We start from the raw sequence: 17,044 nt of genomic DNA, 5'->3' as shown, positions 1-17,044 counted from the left end.
GCGTTGTCGAATACTCGACGCTATTGTTCGATATTGTGACACCGACGATAAGCCGGGCCGAGCGCGCCGGTCAAGAGGTGACCCCGGAATCCGTGCGCGAGGTGGCGGAGCCAGGCGTGGCCTCGCCCCCGACGCAACGAGTCGTGAAGGTGCTCGAGCTGCTGTCCCGGCATCCGGCGGACCGGTTGTCGCTGGCGCGCATCGTCCGGGAGGCCGGGCTGTCCAGGGCCACCGCGCACGCCGTGCTCACCCAGCTCACCGCCGACGGCTGGACCGTCCGCGACGACGACGGGTGCTACGGCATCGGCCTGCGCCTGCTCACCGTCGCCCGGCGCGCCGAAGCGGCGTTTCCCCTGCGCCGGACCGCGGCGCCGCACCTGCGCGCGCTGTGCGAACACACCGGCGACCCGGTGTTCCTGGCCGAACGCGACGGCGAGAGCATCGTGGTCACCGAGGTGGTCGGCGACCCGTCCGCCGGGTGGATCCGCGCGGGCCGCAGGCTCCCGCTCGCGCCGCCGGTCTGCCGGGAGTTCGTCGCCTGGGCGCCCGAACCCGTCCGGCGGGCGTGGCTCGCGGCCGCCGACCCGGCCCATCGCGACCGCCTGACGCGTGTGCTCGCCGAGATCCGGCAGCGCGGCTACTCCGTCGAACGCCTCGTCGACGACTCGACGCCGATGCTCGAGGTGCTCGCCGGCCTGCGCGATACGCCCATCACCGCCGCGCTGCGCGCCCAGCTCGGCTCGGTCATCACCGAACTGATCACCATCGACTACCTGCCCGACGAACTCGGCCGGGAGAACGCGGTCGTCACCCTCGCCGCGCCCGTGCGCGACGCGAGCGGCGCGGTGGTGGCGGCGGTGGTCAGCTGTCCCGACGCCCGCCTGTCGGCCGCTGCCGTGAGCGCGCTCGGCGCGGCCACTGTCGCTGCCGCGGAACAGATCAGCGCGCACGCGATCCACCCGGCCTGACCCGTCGTCCGGACCACCGCGGCCGACCGTTCGCCATTAGGCTGGCGGGGAGAACCCGGCCGTACCAGCGGGATGGTCGCGGCAGGTGTGAGAGAGGACTCGACGTGGCGGACGACAGCGATCGCTGGTGGGAAGCACCGGGACTGGGGCAGCCGCCGCAGACCGGTCCGGATCCGTACGCGCAGCCCGTGCCACCGCAGCCCTATGGCTACCCGCAACCGCAGCAGGGCGCGTATCCGCCGCCCCAGTACGGCGCACCGCAGCCGGGGTACGGGCAGGCGCCGTACGGTCAGCAGCCGTACGGCTATGCGCCACAGCCCGCTCCGGGCCCGCCGCGTCGCGGTGGCGGTGGTGGCGCGGGCGTGATCATCGCCGTGGTGGTCGTGGCGGTGCTGATCGTGGCCGTCGGCATCGTGGCCGTCGTACTCGGCACCCGCTCCTCCGACGACACCACCACCGCGTCCTCGTCGTCGGTCACCTCGGCGCCGGTGCCCACCGGATCGCTGTCGGGCACGACCACCGCCCCGGTGACACCGGGAGCGAAGGGCGTGCTCATCCCCACCTATCGCGTCGCCTACGACGTGCCGTCGACCTGGGCGGTCGCCCCGTCCTACGACACGATGAGCTTCAGCACGGCGAACGGCTCCATCGACGGCCGTGGCCAGTCGACCGAGGGCGAGAAGTACTGCCCGGGCTCGGCGTATCGCGCCATGGCCGCCGTCACCGCGACCACGGAGTCCGATCCGGCCGCCGCCGCGAAGACGGTCGCGAAAATCGCCGCGGCGGGCGGGTATTCGGATCCCAGCGGTGGCAAGCTCACCACGCCGACCTCGCTGACCACGCAGAGCGGAGTCGCGGGCCAGTTCGTGGAGAGCACGGGGCCATGGAAGCCCCAGCTGTCCGGTTGCACCGCCAACGCCTACTCGGTCTACACCTTCGCCTTCCGCAACGCGGCGGGCACCCTGCTCGTGCTGACCATCCTCGTCGACCGCAATACGAGCGGGGAGATGAGCGCCGACGAGGCGAAGAAGCTGATCACCAGCCTGCGCCTGGTCTAGCGGCCGGGGCCGCCCGGCCGCGGTGTTCGTAGACTCGACCTATGACGGCAGCGGCATCCGATTCGACTGTGCTACCGGCGAGTCTGGTGGAGATGACGGCGCGGCACGTGCGGGCCGAGGTGCTCAGTGGCGCGCTGGCCCCGGGCGTGCGGGTGGGGGAGGAGGCGCTGTGCGCGCGGCTGGGCATCAGCCGGGCGCCGGTCCGCGAGGCCCTGCGGCGCCTGGCCGAGCAGGGCTTGATCGAGCACCTGCCGCGGCGGGGGTACCGGGTGATGGTGTGGTCGGCGGCCGACCTCGTCCAATTGTTCGAGGTGCGACGGGCATTGGAGCGGCACGCGCTGTCCACCGCGCTGCCGCACCCCGATCTGGACCGCGGGCTCGGGGGCGTGCGCTCCGCACTCGACGAGCTGACCGACGCCGACCGGCGCGGCGACTGGGTCGCCCGCGACGACGCGCATCGCCGTTTCCACGCCGAGATCGTGGCGCTGGCGGGCAATCGGCAGCTCGATCTGGTGTACGGCCAGATCCTGGTGAAACTGCAACTGGCGATGGCGCGCAACCTGCGCGAGGAGACCGAGGTCGCCGCCCGCCGCGACGGTGTGCGCAGACACCGCGAGCTCTTGGCCGCGGTCGCCTCGAACGACCCGGCCGTCGCCGAGGCCGCGCTGCGGCAGCACGGCGAGCAAACATACCTGAAACTCGGTATCTGCTAACACATCCGATACAGACGGCGCCTCCGGCCGTCACACATTTTGTCGACAATCGACAACATGATCGGTTCGGCAGGCCCCACGGTCGCGGAAATCCTCGCCCAGCACCAGGACGGCAACGGTTCGCCGGCCAGAACCGCCGCGCGGGTCGCCGACGCGATCACGGCGCGTGGCGACGACGGCACCTGGATCACCCCGGTGCCGCGGGCCGCGTTGCTCGCCGCCGCGGCGGAGATCGAGCGTAGGCCGGGGGCGCGGGCACTGCCGTTGTACGGCGTCCCGTTCGGGGTGAAGGACAGCATCGATGTCGCCGGCTACCCGACCACACTGGCCTGCCCGGACTACGCCTACACCGCGACCAGGACCGCCCCCGCCGTGCAGCGGCTGCTCGACGCGGGCGCGCTGTTCGTCGGCAAAACCAATCTCGACCAGTTCGCGACCGGCCTCAACGGCACCAGGACGCCGTATCCGATGCCGCGCAGCGTCTTCGGCGGCGACCTCATCTCCGGCGGATCGAGCTCCGGGTCGGCGCTGGCGGTCGCGCTCGGGCAGGTGCCGTTCTGTGTCGCCACCGACACCGCGGGCTCGGGCCGGGTGCCCGCCGCCCTCAACGGGATCGTCGGCTGGAAGCCGTCGCGCGGGTTGATCAGCACCGTCGGGCTGGTGCCCGCCTGCAAGTCGCTGGACTGCCTGACCCTGATGGGCACCACGATCGAGGACCTCGACCTGGTCTTCGACATCATCGCCGGGGTCGACCACGACGACCCGTGGACACGGGCCCGTGGGCCGCGCTATCGCGGCACGCCGATCCGGGTCGGCCTGCCCGCCGAGACCGACCTCGACTTCTTCGGCGACGACGCCATGCGCGCCGCCCACCTCGCGGCCCGGGATCGCCTGCCGCGCTCCGGTTTCGACTGCGTGGCGACCACGCTCGCGCCGTTCCTGGACGCCGGGTCCCTGCTCTACCAGGGCCCCTGGGTCGCCGAACGGCTCGTCGAGTTCGAGACCTTCCTCGCCGAACGGCCCGACTCGCTGTTGCCGGTGATCCGCGAGATCCTCACCGGTGGGCAGCGCTTCACCGCGGTCGACGTGTTCCGCGCCCAGCAGCGGTTGCAGGAGCTGCGGGCCAGGGTCGGCCTGCTGTGGGCGGACTTCGATGTGATGGTCGTCCCGACCATCGGCACCACCTTCACCGTCGACCAGGTCCTGGCCGACCCGATCGCGACCAACACCGTCCTCGGGCACTACACCCACTTCGGCAATCTGCTCGACCTCACCGCCGTCGCCGTGCCCGCGGGCACCACCCGCGACGGCAGGCCCGTCTCGCTCATGGTGTTCGGGCCCGCCCTCGCCGACGACACCGTCCTCGCGGCCGCCGCCCGCCTGCTCGACGAACCGCGCGCCGTCACCCCGTCCCGCTCCACCGTTCTCGAGGACCACCGATGACCGAGATCCCCGCCACCCCGACACCGTTCCCCTTCGACCCGGCCACGACCGCGCTGCTCGTGATCGACATGCAGCGCGACTTCCTGCTCCCCGGCGGCTTCGGCGAGAGCCTGGGCAACGATGTCTCGCTGTTACGTGCGGTCATCGATCCGCTGGCCGGGCTGATCGCCGCCGCGCGCGCGTCGGGCGTGCCGGTGATCCACACCAGGGAAGGCCATCTGCCGGATCTCTCGGACTGTCCACCCGCGAAACTGCGGCGCGGCAACCCCGCCCAGCGCATCGGCGATCCGGGCGCGTTCGGCCGCATCCTGATCCGCGGCGAGTACGGGCACGACATCGTCGACGAGCTCGCGCCCCTCGCGGGGGAGGTGGTGATCGACAAGCCGGGCAAGGGCGCGTTCTACGCGACCGAGCTCGGCGCGGTGCTGGACCGGCTCGCGATCACCTCGCTGCTGGTCACCGGGGTCACCACGGAGGTGTGCGTGCACACCACCGTCCGTGAGGCCAACGACCGCGGCTACGAGTGCCTGGTCGTCGCCGACTGTGTCGGCTCCTATTTCCCCGAGTTCCAGCGCGTCGGGCTGGCGATGATCGCCGCCCAGGGCGGGATCTTCGGGTGGGTCGCCGACTCGGCCGCCGTCGTCGGCGCGCTGACAACCACCACCGCTTCCCCCGTCACGGCCTAGCGAACAGGAACACCCATGTCCGTCGACACGACCACCACCAGCAAAGCTCCCGAACCCCCTGCGCCCCTGGCCCTTCCGTGGTGGACGCGCGGTGACACCAACGCCTTCTTCGGCCTGGCGTTCAACATCCTCGTCAACGTCTTGACCCTCACCACCCTCACCATCGCCGTGGTGCGGATCCCGAGTGGCGACGTGCTCGGCACCGTGCTGCCCGCGCTCGGAGTCGCGCTGGTCCTCGGCAATCTCTACTACATGGTCCTCGCGCGGCGGCTGGCCCGGCGGGAGAATCGCGGCGATGTCACCGCGCTGCCGTACGGGCCGAGCGTGCCGCACATGTTCATCGTCGTGTTCGTGGTGATGCTGCCGATCTATCTGAAGACCGGAGATCCCCTGCAGGCGTGGGCCGCCGGGCTGGCCTGGGCCTTCATGATCGGCGTCATCGTGATGATCGGCGCCTTCGTCGGGCCCTACATCCGGCGGGTCACCCCGCGCGCCGCCATGCTCGGCACGCTGGCTGGTATCTCGATCACCTTCATCGCCATGCGGCCCGCCGCGCAGATGTGGGAGGCGGCCTGGATCGGTCTGCCGGTGCTGGCCATCATCCTGATCGGTTTCTTCACCGATGTGAAGCTGCCGGGCAATATCCCGGTCGGGCTGGTGGCGCTGCTGGTGGGTACGGCGATCGGCTGGATCGGCGGCTACCTGTCGGCACCGGACGTGGCGCAGGCGGCGAGCGATATCGCGCTGGGCCTGCCGGATCTGCGCCTGGATCTGCTGTTCGACGGACTGGGCAATCTGGCACCGTTGCTGGCCACCGCCATTCCCCTCGGCATCTACAACTTCACCGAGGCGATGAGCAATGTCGAGAGCGCCGCGGCCGCGGGGGACAACTACAACCTGCGCAGCGTCCTGCTGGCCGACGGGTTCGGCGCGGTCATCGGGGCCGGTTTCGGCTCACCGTTCCCGCCCGCGGTCTACATCGGCCATCCCGGCTGGAAGGACGCCGGTGGGCGTACCGGGTACTCGCTGGCCAGTGGCCTGACCATCGGCGTCATGTGTCTGCTCGGCCTGTTCGGCGTGCTCGCGACGGTGCTGCCGATTCCGGCGATCGTGCCGATCCTGCTCTACATCGGCCTGCTGATCGGCGCCCAAGCGTTCCAGGCCGTCCCCCGGCTGCACGCGGTGGCGGTGGTCGCGGCCCTGCTGCCCAACCTCGCGGAGTGGGCGGTGACCCAGATCGACAACGCGCTGTCGGCGGCGGGCACCTCGGCCGACAAGGTCGGCTCGGCGGCGCTGGGCCAGGCCGGCGTGGTGTACGACGGGCTGAAGACGTTCGGCTCCGGCGCGGTGCTGGCCGGTCTCGTCCTCGGCGCGATCGTCACGTTCATCCTCGACAAACGGTTCCGCGCAGCGGGACTCGCCGCGCTCATCGGCGCGGCACTGAGCTGGATCGGGCTCATCCACGCGCACGCGGTCGAGTGGGCGGCCGCGCCGCAGGTGGCCCTCGGGTACGCCTTCTTCGCGATCGTCTGCCTGGCCTATTCGGTACTGCCCTCGACGTCGACCCCGACCGCGGCCGAGCCGACGGTCGACGAGACCTGATCGACGCGTCTGCGGTGCCGGTCTATCCGGGTTCGGGTAGGTCGGCGTAGAACTCGCGCAGCGCGGCCGTCACCCCGACGAGCACCCGGTGGGCGGCCGCCAGATCGCTGTCGGGCAGGTCCGCGAGCGCCGCCCGGGTCCGGGCGCTGAGCGGTCCGAAGAAGCCGGCCGCCACGGCCATGCCGTCCTCGGTGTAGCCGAGGTGCACGCGCCGCCGGTCCGTGGCATCGGGTACCCGCTCGAGGTGGCCGGATTCGATCATCCGCTCCACCAGATAGGTGACCGCGGGCGCGGAGACGCCCATCAGCTTGCTCAGCTGACCCGCGGTCACCGGCGCGCCCTCGGCCTCGGCGGTCGCCACATGCATCAGGGCGCGGAAATCGTTCGGGCGCAGGTTGTTCGAGCGTGCGAAGACGTGCCCGATCTGCTCCGAGATCGCGGTCAGCGCGCGCAGATCCCGGGCGATCTCGGTCTGGAGTTCCGTCCGGTCGACGGCCGGATCGGTGTCCACGCTGTCCTCGCCCACGCGTTGTCTCCTCTCGCTACCCGGCTGCGAGCTTAGCGCCCGGACAGCCCGCCATTGCCCATTAGTTAAGTTTCTGAAATAGTCTCCCCGTGATGCGAGGGAGCGACGGACAGGGCTGGGACCGGTTCGCCGGGTTGGTGACCGGTCGGCGATCGTGGGCGGTGCTGCTGGCCGTCCTCGTGGCCGCGATAGCGGTGATGGGATGGGCAGGCGGCAACGACAGCGCGGGGCAGGCGCCGGTGTCCCTGCCCGCGTCGGCGGAATCGGCACTTGCGGCCGAGGCGGCCGCGCGGTTCCCCGACGCGGGCACCGCCGCCGCGATCATGGTGGCGACGCGGGTCGACGACGGAGCGCTGACCCCGCCGGATCTCGCGGCGCTGGAGGCCGCCCTCACCCGGGCGGGCGTGGCCGCCTCCGACGGACCGCGCGTCGTGCCCGCACCGGACGGCCGGGCCGTCCTCGCGCAGATCCCGGTGTCTGCCGAGCTCAACGGATTCGCGCTCACCGACCGGATCGAGGAGCTGCGCGGCGCGCTCGCCACCGACCTGCCCGAACCGCTGCGCGTGCAGGTGACCGGCGGACCGGCCTTCGGTGCGGACATCGCCGACTCGTTCTCCGGGGCGAACGCGCTGCTGCTGCTCGTCACCGCGCTCGTGGTGATGGTCCTGCTGATCGTCACCTACCGGTCACCGGTTCTCTGGCTGGTGCCGTTGACGGTCGTCGGACTGGCGGACCGGGTCGCCACCAGCGTCGGCACCGCGCTGGCCCAGCTCACCGGCCTCACCTTCGACGGGTCGACCTCGGGCATCACCAGCGTGCTGGTCTTCGGCGCGGGCACCAACTACGCACTGCTGCTGGTGTCGCGCTACCGCGACGAACTGCACCGGCACACCGACCATCGGGTGGCCCTGCGCGCGGCGGTGCGGCACGCCGCGCCGGCCATCGTCGCCAGCAACATCACCGTCGTACTCGCGCTGCTGACGCTGCTGCTCGCCGTGCTGCCCAACACGCGCAGCCTGGGCGCGTTCGCCGCGGCGGGTCTCGTCGTCGCGCTGGTCTTCGTCCTCGCCGCGCTGCCCCCGGCCCTCGCGCTGTGCGGGCGCCGGGTGTTCTGGCCGTTCGTGCCGCGCGCGGACGGTCGAGACACGGCCGCGCACGGCGTCTGGTCGGCCGTGGCGAACCGCGTCGTGCGCAGGCCCGCGCTGGTGGCCGGTGTCGCGTCGGCGATCCTGGTGGTGCTCGCCACCGGGCTGGCGACCACGGATATCGGGCTCGCGCGCACCGAGCAGTTCCGGGTCGAGGCGGAATCGGTCGACGGGCTCGAGACCCTGGCACGGCACTTCCCGTCCGGCTCCTCGGATCCGGCCGTGGTGATCGCCCGCACCACCGCGGACGCCGACGTGCGACGGGAGATCGAAGGCGTGCACGGTGTTTCGCGTGCCACGGCCACCGGCGTCACCGACGCGGGCAGCTCCCGTTGGTCGGTCGTGCTGGATGCCGCGCCCGGCTCGGCGGAGGCCTTCACCACCATCGCGGCGATCCGGTCGGCGGTCGGCGGGGTACCCGGCGCCGAGGCGCTCGTCGGCGGGTCCGATGCCGAGGCGCTCGATATCCGCGACGCCGCCCGCCGGGACCAGGCGCTGGTCATCCCACTGATCCTCGCCGTCGTCCTGCTGGTCCTGCTCGTGCTGTTGCGGGCCGTCCCGGCGGCCCTACTGCTCGTCGGGGTGACGGTGCTCAGCGCGCTCGCCGCGCTCGGTGCCGGGAGCTGGATCAGCGGCACGGTGTTCGGGTTCCCCGCCCTGGACACCAATGTTCCGCTGTTCGGCTTCCTGTTCCTCGTCGCCCTCGGGGTGGACTACACGATCTTCCTGGTGACCAGGGCCCGCGAGGAGGCCGGGGCGCACGGCACCACGCGCGGCATGGTGCGGGCCGTCGCGTCGACCGGGGCGGTCATCACCAGCGCGGGTGTCGTTCTGGCCGCGGTGTTCTGCGTCCTCGGCGTGCTGCCGCTGATCACGCTGACCCAGCTGGGCATCGTCGTCGGTATCGGCATCCTGCTCGATACCTTCGTGGTGCGGACCCTGGTCGTGCCCGCGCTGTTCGCGTTGCTCGGCGACCGCGTGTGGTGGCCGGCGTCGCCCGCGACAGCCGCGGCGGCACAGGCCGAGCCGATCCACGCGGCGTGACCCGCGTCGCCGCGATCAGGGCGTGTGCGGCAAGGAGGCCAGGTAGTCGCGGAAGTCGGTGGCCTGGCGGCCGGTGAGGGTGGCCACCGCGTCGGAGACCTGGGCGAGATCGCCCTGCGCGATGGCGGTGTAGGTGCTCACCCAGCCGTCGACCTCCCACCGCGGCGCGTGGTAGCTCGCCCGTGAGGCATACGCCTCGTCGACGGTCTGGTCGACGAAATGGTAAGGGCGGCCGAGGATTTCGGTCATGTCGGCGGCGGCGTCCGACAGTGTGAAGGGCCGCGGACCGGTGAGGTCGAAGGTCTCGCCGGTATAGGTGGTCGTGGTGAGCACGGCGGCCGCGCAGTCGGCCACGTCGGCGCGGGTCACCGCGGCCACGGTGCCGTCACCGGCGGGGCCCGCGATCACGCCGTCGGCGTCGGCGAAGTGCGGGATGATGTCCTGATACTGGTTGTCGCGCAGGAACGTGAAGTCCAGGCCCGACTGCCGGATGGCCTGCTCGGTGAACCAGTGATCGCGGCCGAAGGTGAAGGTGCAGTCCGGCGCGGCACCGACGAACGACAGGTACACGATGCGCCGCACACCCGCGCCGCGGGCCGCGTTGACCACCGTCGACTGCTGCGCGGCCCGATCGGCGCTCTCGGTGGCCGAGACGAAGAAGAAGGTCTGCACGCCCGCCAGCGCGGCGGCCACCGTGTCCGGATCGGCGTAGTCGATGACCGCCGCACTCGCCCCCGCGATCGACGGCAGGCGATCGAGACGCCGGCCGAGCAACCGCAAGGGTGCGCTCGAGTCCGCGAGCAGCCGAGCGACCCGCCCGCCGATCTGTCCACTGGCCCCTGAAATCGCAATGGTTTCCGGCATCCGCCCAGGCTATTGCACCCGGGGTGCGGGGAGGGACGCGCCGGTCGCCGTGTCGCGTTCTGCGGTTCGGCCGCGCGGATGGTGGAATCTGCGGGTGCGTGTATCGAGCGGGATCGCCGCTGTCACTGCGGCCGTGATCATGACCCTGCCCGCGCTCGTCGCGGCACCGGCGAGCGGCGCGGTCCGCGACACGGCCTGCGGGTCGACACTGTCGGGCGGGGACATCGCCGAGATCGCGCGTCTCTCGGACACGTCGACGATCTCCGGCGCCGATGCGCTGGCCCGGCTCGAGGACGCCGTCGCTCGGCATCACCGGATCACCGAGATCCTCGTCGAGCACCGAGACCTGCGCGGCCTGTTCGCGATCGGGCTCGACGCGGTCGAAGACGCCGCCGTCATGCCGCTGCAGCGCGATCCCGGCGCCTTCGTGAATCGCGAGTACGCGCACGCGATCAGCACCGAACTGCTGCGCCGCTTCCTCGACAACCTGCACGCCGAATTCACCGGCGGTGTCACCGAGCCGCAGTGGACGCACTATTTCGCCCTCGCGCAGGACTGCGGCGCCTCCCGCGCGCGCACCGCGATGGCGGGCTACAACGCCCACCTGACCGTGGATCTGACGTATTCGGTCGCGGCCGTGGGCAGCCGACCGGAGAACGCGCAGGACTACTTCGAGATCGTCGCCACCATCGCCGCCGCGGGCGACCTCATCGTCGACCGCACCAAGGCGGCCTACGGCGCCGACCTGGGCCCGCTGTGGCGCTTCTACTTCGTCGGTGAGGGCCTCGACCAGCTCTTCGGCGCGGGCGTGGCCACCGAACAGCTGCTCATCGCCGCCGATCTCGGCGCCAACACCGTCATCTTCACCAATGGTCTGGCCCTCCAGGACCCCGCTCTCGCCCCGACGGTCCGCGCGGAGGTCACCGCGCTGTGGCAGGCAGCCGACCTCGCCTTCGAAGCCCTCGCCCGGATCAACGCCCTCTGAGTCTCCTGGCACCTGGGCACCGGGGCCACGCGATTCGCGGAAACCCGAGAACGGGAACGGCCCCGGACCGCGGTGTGAACCGTTGTCCGGGGCCGGATTTCGCGGCGGGGGTCAGCCCGCGGTCTGCTCCTTGCTGCGGATCTCCACGATCGGCAGCACCAGGGCGGCGGGGGCGCCCGCGGGGACGGCGGGCTGCTGCGGGGCGACGGGGGCGATCCGGGTGTAGCCGGCGCTCTGCTCGGGGCGGGTGTCGACCTCGCCCTTGTTCGGCCAGTAGGCGGCGGCGCGCTCGGCCTGGGCGGTGATGGTCAGCGACGGGTTCACGCCCAGGTTGGCCGAGACGGCGGCGCCGTCGACGACGCTCAGGGTGGGGTAGCCGAAGACACGGTGGTAGGCGTCGATCACGCCGTGCTCGCGGTCGGCGCCGATCGCGGCACCACCCAGGAAGTGCGCGGTGAGCGGGACATTGAACACCTCACCCCAGGTGCCGCCCGCGACACCGCCGATCTTCTCCGCGACCCGGCGGGTGACATCGTTGCCCGCCGGAATCCAGGTCGGATTCGGTTCGCCGTGGCCCTGCTTGGAGGTGAGCTTGCGCCCGCCGAACAGGCCACGCTTGGTGTAGGTGGTGATCGAGTTGTCCAGGTGCTGCATCACCAGCGAGATGATGGTGCGCTCGCTCCAGTTCTTCACGCTCAGGAAGCGCAGCAGCAGCAGCGGATGCAGCAGGGCGATACCGAGGAAGCGCAGCCAGCGCGGGACCTTGCCACCACCGTCGACCATGAGGGTCTGCAGCAGGCCCATCGAGTTCGAGCCCTTGCCGTAGCGGACGGGCTCGACGTGGGTGTCGGGCGTCGGATGGATCGAGGAGGTGATCGCGACGCCCTTGGTGAAGTCCTGGCCGGGCGCGAGGGTCTTGGTCGCGGCGCCGACGATGGACTCGGAATTGGTGCGGGTCAGCAGGCCCAGCGTGTCCGAGAGGTTCGGCAGCACACCCTGATCGCGCATCGAGTGCAGCAGCTTCTGGGTGCCGAGCGTGCCCGCGGCCAGCACGACCTGTCCGGCCGTGAAAGTCTTGGGGTCCTTGCGCACCCACGCGCCGGTGCGCTCGGTCGCGACGTCCCAGGTGCCGTCGGGCAGCGGGCGCAAGGCGGTGACCGTCGTCATCGGAATGATCTGTGCCCCGGCCTTTTCCGCCAGGTAGAGGTAGTTCTTGACGAGGGTGTTCTTGGCGCCGAACTTGCAGCCGACCATGCAGTCGCCGCACTCCACACAGCCGGTGCGCTCGGGCCCGGCACCGCCGAAGTACGGGTCGGCCACGGTCTGGCCCGGCTCACCGAAGAAGACGCCGACCGGGGTCTGCACGAAGGTGTCGCCGACGCCCATGTCCTCGGCGACCGCCTTGAAGATCTCGTCGGCGGGGGTCATGTGCGGGTTGCGCACCACACCGAGCATCTTCTGGGCCCGCTCGTAGTACGGGGTGAGCTCGGAACGCCAGTCGGTGATGTCGCGCCACTGGGCGTCCTGGAAGAACGGCTCCGGCGGCACGTAGAGGGTGTTGGCGTAGTTGAGCGAACCGCCGCCGACACCCGCGCCGCCGAGGATCAGGACATCGCGCAGGGGGTGGATGCGCTGGATGCCGAAGCAGCCGAGCTTGGGCGCCCACAGAAATTTGCGCAGGTCCCAGCTGGTCTTGGGCAGTTCGTCGTCGGCGAACCGGCGACCCGCCTCGAGAATGCCGACCTTGTAGCCCTTCTCGACCAGGCGCAGCGCGGTGACACTGCCACCGAAGCCGGAGCCGACGATCAAGACGTCGAAGTCGGTGGTGCGATCGGACATACGAGGGCTCCTCGATCGGTGTCGACAGTGACGTCGGTAACGCTAACGTCGACAGCCAGAGCTGTCAAAGTCCGGCGCGGGCGGCCCTATGCTGGTCGGGTGCCCCGATACACCCGAGCGGAACTCGCCGACGTCAGCGGCGTCGCGGCGCGCACCATCCGCTACTACCACTCGCTTGGCGTGCTGCCGAAACCCGGCCGCGCGGGCAAGGAGGTCGTCTACTCCGACGCGCACCTGGACCGGCTCCGCGACATCGTCGCCATGCAGGCCCGCGGGCTGCGCCTGGACGCCATCCGCGAGGTGTTCGACGCCGAGCCGTCGCCCGGCGCGGGCGACTGGCGCACGCTGTTCGATCCGCGCGCCGTGCAGGCGGGGGAGCGGACGGTGATCGTCGACGACGCCGAGCTGACCGAACTGCTCGGCGATCGCGGCACCGATGTCCTCGCCGAGCTCATCGCGGCGGGCTACCTCGAGCGTCGGGACGACACCTGGTTCGTGCCCGACCGCCCGATGCTGAAGGGCGCGCTCGTGCTCTACGACGTCGGCACCGACATCACCCTCAGCGGCGTCCTGCGCACCCTGATCCGGGAACGGATCGCCGAGCTGGCCGACGACGTGGTGCGCACGATCCGCGCGGCCGCGGGCACCGGGTACGGCGGCGAGGACGTCGGCGTCGACCTGAGCCGGTTCCACGAGCAGTTCCTGGCCATGGCCTGGGAGGTCGGCGGCGCGACCTTCGCCGCCGAGATCGAACGCGCGGCCGGCGTCGTCGAGCCGGTCGCCGACACAGCCGACCGGCGGCGGCTGGACCGTGCCGCGGGTGCGCGATGATCGGGAGATGAGTACCGACCGACCGGGGCCGCGGGCACTGGCGCGCGCCCAGACTCTCGCCGACATCAAACGGATCGGCCGCGAGCACCTCGCCTCGCAGGGCGCGGCCGCGTTGTCGCTGCGCGCCGTCGCCCGCGACCTGGGTGTCGTGTCGTCGGCGGTGTACCGGTACGTGCGCAGCCGCGACGAGTTGCTGACCCTGCTCGTGGTGGACGGCTACAACGCGCTCGGCGACGCCGTCGACGCGGCTCTGGCCGAAGCGCCCGACGACCCGGCGACGCGCTTCCGCGTGGTCGCCCGGACCGTGCGCACCTGGGCGCTGGCCGAGCCGGCCTGGTACGGCTTGCTGTTCGGCACCCCCGTGCCCGGCTACGCCGCCCCCGCCGAGGACACCGAGACGCCCGGAATCCGGGTGATCGCGACCCTGCTCGGCATCATCGACAGTGCCTTCCGGGCGGGGCAGCTCAGCGCTCCCGCCGTCGAGCCGGTGGTGTCACCGGCGGCGTCGGCCGATTTCACCGCAATTCGCGGGCAATTCGGCATGGCCGCCCCGGACTGGCTGATCGTGGCCGGGCTCACCACCTGGACGACCCTGTTCGGCGCGGTGAACTTCGACGTCTTCGACATGTACGGCCGCGATACCTTCGCCGACCGGGCCGAAGTGTTCGAACTCCAGATCGACCAGATGCTCCGCATGCTCGGGTTCGCGAACGTTGCCGTGAACTAGCTGTTCGGTTCGGTGTGGCGGACCGCCTAGTGTGGACCGGTCGGTACCGTAGCGATCGAGCTGATTCCCACGGTATGTGGAAAGAGAGATGTGTATCCGGCGACGCCCACCGGTGTCGCCAACGAACGGGAGTGCCCGAGTGAATTCACGCGAGGAGATGTTGCGCCGCGTCCGTGACGGGCTGCTGGACCTTCCCGACGACGAGCGTCGGGTGCCCATGCGGCGGTCGTCGCGCAACGGCGAGGACATCGATCCCGCCGAGCGGGCCGCCGTCCTCGCCGAGTTCGCCGCGCGGTTGCGCGAACACGGCTCGCTCGTCCGCTCCGTCGACCTCGCCGGCCTGCCCGCGGCGGTCGCCGACGTCCTCTACGGCATGAGCGTGCGCTCGGTCCTGGCCGCGGTCGAACCGGGCCCCGCCTGGCTCGACCACTGGGCGAGCGCTCCCGGCCACGAGGTCGTACACCGCGGCTCGGGTGCCTCGGAGTCCGGCGACGCCGTCGTCCGCGACGCGGTGGCCGGCGACGCCTCGACCGGCTCCCTCGCCCTGGACGTCGACGGCGGCCCCGACGTCTCCGAAGTGGTCCCGCAGGTCTGCGTCGTGCGCGCCGACCGCGTCTTCGGCTCCCTGCCCGACGCCCTCGACCGCCTGGACCCCCGGCGCCCCCTGGTCTGGCTGGGCGGCCCGGGCGACGCCGACCTGGCCCGGCAACTGATCGTCCTCCTCGTCGAATAGCGCTCGACCGGCGGTCACAAGTCGGTGTGGCGGGTTGTGTGGGACCGTAAGTCTCAGTTATTCTCGGATCAACCGGTGTGACGGCGCTTACAGTGCCGCCGACCGGACGCGAACCGAGGAGGCACCGATGACGCTGACCGAATCGAGCCGTGGCGGACTCATCACCGAGGAGTACCGAGATGCGCTGGCGACCCTCTCGCAGGGGTCCGTCGACCGGCATTTCGATCCCTACCTCGACATCGACTGGGATTCGCCGGAGCTCGCCCTTGACCCGAACGACGTGCGCTGGGTTCTCTCACCCGACGTCGACCCGCTGGGCGCCACGCAGTGGTACCGCGACCAGCCGCTGGACCGGCAGATCGCTATCGGGAAGTGGCGGATCTCGAACACCATCAAGGTCGGCGCGGCCTTCGAGAGCATCCTGATCCGCGGGATGATGCAGTACATCATGAAGCTGCCGAACGGCTCGCCCGAGTTCCGGTACTGCCTGCACGAGATGACCGAAGAGTGCAACCACATCCAGATGTTCCAGGAACTGGTGAACCGCATCGGGGTGGACGTGCCCGGCATGCGCCCGATGTTCAAGGTGCTCTCGCCGCTGATCGGGGTCGCGGGCGGCTACGCCCACACGATCCTGTTCATCGGCATCCTCGGTGGCGAGGAACCGATCGACCACTATCAGAAGGCGGTCATCCGCGAGGGCGCGTCCATGCCGCCGATGGTGTTGCGCACCATGGAGATCCACATCGCCGAGGAAGCGCGCCACATCTCCTTCGCCGGCGAGTTCCTGGCCGCGCACGTCGGCCGGATGGGCAAGTTCAATCGCGGCGCGTGTTCGGTCGCGTTCCCGATCGCGATGCGCTGGCTGGCCGGGGAGATCATGGCGCCGCCGCGCTCGTTCGAGCGCGAGTTCGACATTCCTCGCGAGGTGATCGAGCAGGCGTTCTGGAAGTCGGAGCACTCGCAGAAGATCCTGTCGGGCTACTTCGGTGACATGCGCAAGCTGGCCGACGACCTCGGTCTGATGAACCCGATCGCCCGGCGGTTGTGGCGCACGCTCGGTGTCGACGGCCCGGCCTCGCGCTATCGCAGCGAGCCCGAACGCGGACATCGCCGGGTCGCCTGAGTGGTGTTCAGCCCGTGGCGAGCTGGGTGATGATCTCGACCAGTTGCTGGTCGGGGTCCAGGGTCAGGCCGTGGCGGCGGGCGACACCGTCGACCACGTGCCAGGCGTAGGAGGCGACCTCCTCGATCAGCTGGTCCCTGGTCAGCACCGGGTTCGGGTCGTTGGCCCAGCGCGTGACGGTGGCCTCGGTCATGGACACGATGGCGAAGGTCATCGTGTCGGCCGAGCCGTCGTCGCTCACGCCGACCACACCGGCGAGACCGGTGACCAAGGCTCTGGTGGACGCCGCGATGGTCCCGATCAGCGCGCTCATCGCGTCGATCTCGGAATCGTCGTCCGAGGGGCCGGTGCGCAGGAACTCGTGCAGCCGGGGGTGGTCCTCGATCCAGGTCACCACCGCGCCGACCGTGCGCACGAGAATGCTGTGGATGGACCCGTCGGCGATATCGAGCGCGTCCTCGATGTCGGCGACGAAACGGTCGGCGATATCGCTGCGGATCCGCCGGTCCAGCTCGTCCCGCCCCGCGAACTGTCGGTACACCACGGACTTCGCCAGGCCTGCGTTCTCGGCGATCTGGATGATCGGCACCTCGACGCCGGCGGGTGCCTGCTCGATCAACTCGACCGCCGACAGCACGATCCGCTCCCGGCGGCTGTCGTTGTGCGGCTGCCATCGGGCTTGTCTGCCGCTCACGGCGCTGGAGGGGCGTGACGTTGCGCTCGACACCCGCCCGAGTGTAGAGCACCCGGCACG

16 protein-coding genes are annotated in these 17,044 nt (G+C 70.9%); 12 read left to right on the top strand and 4 right to left on the bottom strand.

Annotated features, from left to right (window positions below):
• Positions 1-35: 35 nt before the first annotated feature.
• The 6 genes from ACFYWJ_RS22840 to ACFYWJ_RS22815 all read left to right on the top strand — a co-directional run bounded on the left by ACFYWJ_RS22840 (position 36) and on the right by ACFYWJ_RS22815 (position 6,470).
• Positions 36-968 (top strand): helix-turn-helix domain-containing protein, encoded by a 933-nt coding sequence (locus ACFYWJ_RS22840; RefSeq protein ID WP_355271928.1) that lies wholly within the window; start codon positions 36-38, stop codon positions 966-968.
• Positions 969-1,072: 104 nt separating this feature from the next.
• The gene (locus ACFYWJ_RS22835; protein WP_355271930.1) at positions 1,073-2,026 is read left to right on the top strand and encodes a hypothetical protein; all 954 of its coding nucleotides are present in this window, start codon (positions 1,073-1,075) and stop codon (positions 2,024-2,026) included.
• A gap of 41 nt (positions 2,027-2,067) precedes the next feature.
• Positions 2,068-2,739 (top strand): GntR family transcriptional regulator, encoded by a 672-nt coding sequence (locus ACFYWJ_RS22830; protein ID WP_355271932.1) that lies wholly within the window; start codon positions 2,068-2,070, stop codon positions 2,737-2,739.
• 57 nt (positions 2,740-2,796) lie between these two features.
• The gene (locus ACFYWJ_RS22825; protein WP_355271934.1) at positions 2,797-4,182 is read left to right on the top strand and encodes an allophanate hydrolase; all 1,386 of its coding nucleotides are present in this window, start codon (positions 2,797-2,799) and stop codon (positions 4,180-4,182) included.
• The gene (locus ACFYWJ_RS22820) at positions 4,179-4,868 is read left to right on the top strand and encodes an isochorismatase family cysteine hydrolase (RefSeq protein ID WP_355271936.1); all 690 of its coding nucleotides are present in this window, start codon (positions 4,179-4,181) and stop codon (positions 4,866-4,868) included. The genes ACFYWJ_RS22825 and ACFYWJ_RS22820 overlap by 4 nt, the downstream gene beginning before the upstream one ends.
• A gap of 15 nt (positions 4,869-4,883) precedes the next feature.
• A complete protein-coding gene (locus ACFYWJ_RS22815) occupies positions 4,884-6,470 on the top strand; it encodes a regulator (RefSeq protein WP_355271938.1) in 1,587 nt (528 codons plus the stop codon).
• 22 nt (positions 6,471-6,492) lie between these two features.
• Here ACFYWJ_RS22815 and ACFYWJ_RS22810 read toward each other — a convergent pair whose 3' ends face one another.
• Positions 6,493-6,996 (bottom strand): MarR family winged helix-turn-helix transcriptional regulator, encoded by a 504-nt coding sequence (locus ACFYWJ_RS22810; protein WP_355271940.1) that lies wholly within the window; start codon positions 6,994-6,996, stop codon positions 6,493-6,495.
• Positions 6,997-7,088: 92 nt separating this feature from the next.
• On the opposite strand from ACFYWJ_RS22810, the gene ACFYWJ_RS22805 reads away from it, so the two are divergent.
• Positions 7,089-9,185 (top strand): MMPL family transporter, encoded by a 2,097-nt coding sequence (locus tag ACFYWJ_RS22805; protein WP_355271942.1) that lies wholly within the window; start codon positions 7,089-7,091, stop codon positions 9,183-9,185.
• A 15-nt stretch (positions 9,186-9,200) separates the two neighbouring features.
• Here ACFYWJ_RS22805 and ACFYWJ_RS22800 read toward each other — a convergent pair whose 3' ends face one another.
• Positions 9,201-10,049 (bottom strand): NAD(P)H-binding protein, encoded by an 849-nt coding sequence (locus tag ACFYWJ_RS22800; RefSeq protein WP_355271944.1) that lies wholly within the window; start codon positions 10,047-10,049, stop codon positions 9,201-9,203.
• A 94-nt stretch (positions 10,050-10,143) separates the two neighbouring features.
• Here ACFYWJ_RS22800 and ACFYWJ_RS22795 point away from each other — a divergent pair, with 94 nt between their 5' ends.
• Positions 10,144-11,034, top strand: coding sequence for a DUF5995 family protein (locus tag ACFYWJ_RS22795; protein WP_355271946.1), 891 nt, complete (start codon positions 10,144-10,146; stop codon positions 11,032-11,034).
• Between the two features lie 111 nt (positions 11,035-11,145).
• On the opposite strand, the gene ACFYWJ_RS22790 is transcribed toward ACFYWJ_RS22795, so the two are convergent.
• Positions 11,146-12,873: a GMC family oxidoreductase gene (locus ACFYWJ_RS22790; RefSeq protein WP_355271948.1), complete on the bottom strand. Its 1,728-nt coding sequence runs from the start codon at positions 12,871-12,873 to the stop codon at positions 11,146-11,148.
• 99 nt (positions 12,874-12,972) lie between these two features.
• Between ACFYWJ_RS22790 and ACFYWJ_RS22785 the strand changes: the two genes are divergently transcribed.
• The 4 genes from ACFYWJ_RS22785 to ACFYWJ_RS22770 all read left to right on the top strand — a co-directional run bounded on the left by ACFYWJ_RS22785 (position 12,973) and on the right by ACFYWJ_RS22770 (position 16,290).
• Positions 12,973-13,704 carry a MerR family transcriptional regulator gene (locus ACFYWJ_RS22785; RefSeq protein WP_355271950.1) on the top strand — a complete coding sequence of 244 codons (732 nt, stop codon included), beginning with the start codon at positions 12,973-12,975 and terminating at the stop codon, positions 13,702-13,704.
• 7 nt (positions 13,705-13,711) lie between these two features.
• Positions 13,712-14,431, top strand: a complete 720-nt coding sequence (locus ACFYWJ_RS22780; RefSeq protein WP_355271952.1) for a WHG domain-containing protein — start codon at positions 13,712-13,714, stop codon at positions 14,429-14,431.
• Positions 14,432-14,570: 139 nt separating this feature from the next.
• Positions 14,571-15,164 (top strand): hypothetical protein, encoded by a 594-nt coding sequence (locus ACFYWJ_RS22775; protein ID WP_355271954.1) that lies wholly within the window; start codon positions 14,571-14,573, stop codon positions 15,162-15,164.
• A 127-nt stretch (positions 15,165-15,291) separates the two neighbouring features.
• Complete coding sequence (locus ACFYWJ_RS22770; RefSeq protein WP_355271956.1) at positions 15,292-16,290, top strand: diiron oxygenase; 999 nt, start codon at positions 15,292-15,294, stop codon at positions 16,288-16,290.
• A gap of 7 nt (positions 16,291-16,297) precedes the next feature.
• Here ACFYWJ_RS22770 and ACFYWJ_RS22765 read toward each other — a convergent pair whose 3' ends face one another.
• The gene (locus tag ACFYWJ_RS22765) at positions 16,298-17,017 is read right to left on the bottom strand and encodes a TetR/AcrR family transcriptional regulator (RefSeq protein WP_355271958.1); all 720 of its coding nucleotides are present in this window, start codon (positions 17,015-17,017) and stop codon (positions 16,298-16,300) included.
• Positions 17,018-17,044: the final 27 nt, after the last annotated feature.

Origin of the sequence: Nocardia sp. NPDC003269 (assembly GCF_042888005.1) — a bacterium.
GTDB lineage: Bacteria > Actinomycetota > Actinomycetes > Mycobacteriales > Mycobacteriaceae > Nocardia.
Note: the sequence above shows the minus strand (reverse complement) of the source record. Positions and strands in the feature narration are given on the sequence as shown.

What these genes read in the sequence shown, in the direction of transcription:
- ACFYWJ_RS22790 (WP_355271948.1), bottom strand. Translation starts at nt 12,873, where the DNA reads ATGTCCGATCGCACCACCGACTTCGACGTCTTGATCGTCGGCTCCGGC.
- ACFYWJ_RS22770 (WP_355271956.1), top strand. Translation starts at nt 15,292, where the DNA reads ATGACGCTGACCGAATCGAGCCGTGGCGGACTCATCACCGAGGAGTAC.
- ACFYWJ_RS22830 (WP_355271932.1), top strand. Translation starts at nt 2,068, where the DNA reads ATGACGGCAGCGGCATCCGATTCGACTGTGCTACCGGCGAGTCTGGTG.
- ACFYWJ_RS22800 (WP_355271944.1), bottom strand. Translation starts at nt 10,049, where the DNA reads ATGCCGGAAACCATTGCGATTTCAGGGGCCAGTGGACAGATCGGCGGG.
- ACFYWJ_RS22780 (WP_355271952.1), top strand. Translation starts at nt 13,712, where the DNA reads ATGAGTACCGACCGACCGGGGCCGCGGGCACTGGCGCGCGCCCAGACT.
- ACFYWJ_RS22825 (WP_355271934.1), top strand. Translation starts at nt 2,797, where the DNA reads ATGATCGGTTCGGCAGGCCCCACGGTCGCGGAAATCCTCGCCCAGCAC.
- ACFYWJ_RS22815 (WP_355271938.1), top strand. Translation starts at nt 4,884, where the DNA reads ATGTCCGTCGACACGACCACCACCAGCAAAGCTCCCGAACCCCCTGCG.
- ACFYWJ_RS22805 (WP_355271942.1), top strand. Translation starts at nt 7,089, where the DNA reads ATGCGAGGGAGCGACGGACAGGGCTGGGACCGGTTCGCCGGGTTGGTG.
- ACFYWJ_RS22820 (WP_355271936.1), top strand. Translation starts at nt 4,179, where the DNA reads ATGACCGAGATCCCCGCCACCCCGACACCGTTCCCCTTCGACCCGGCC.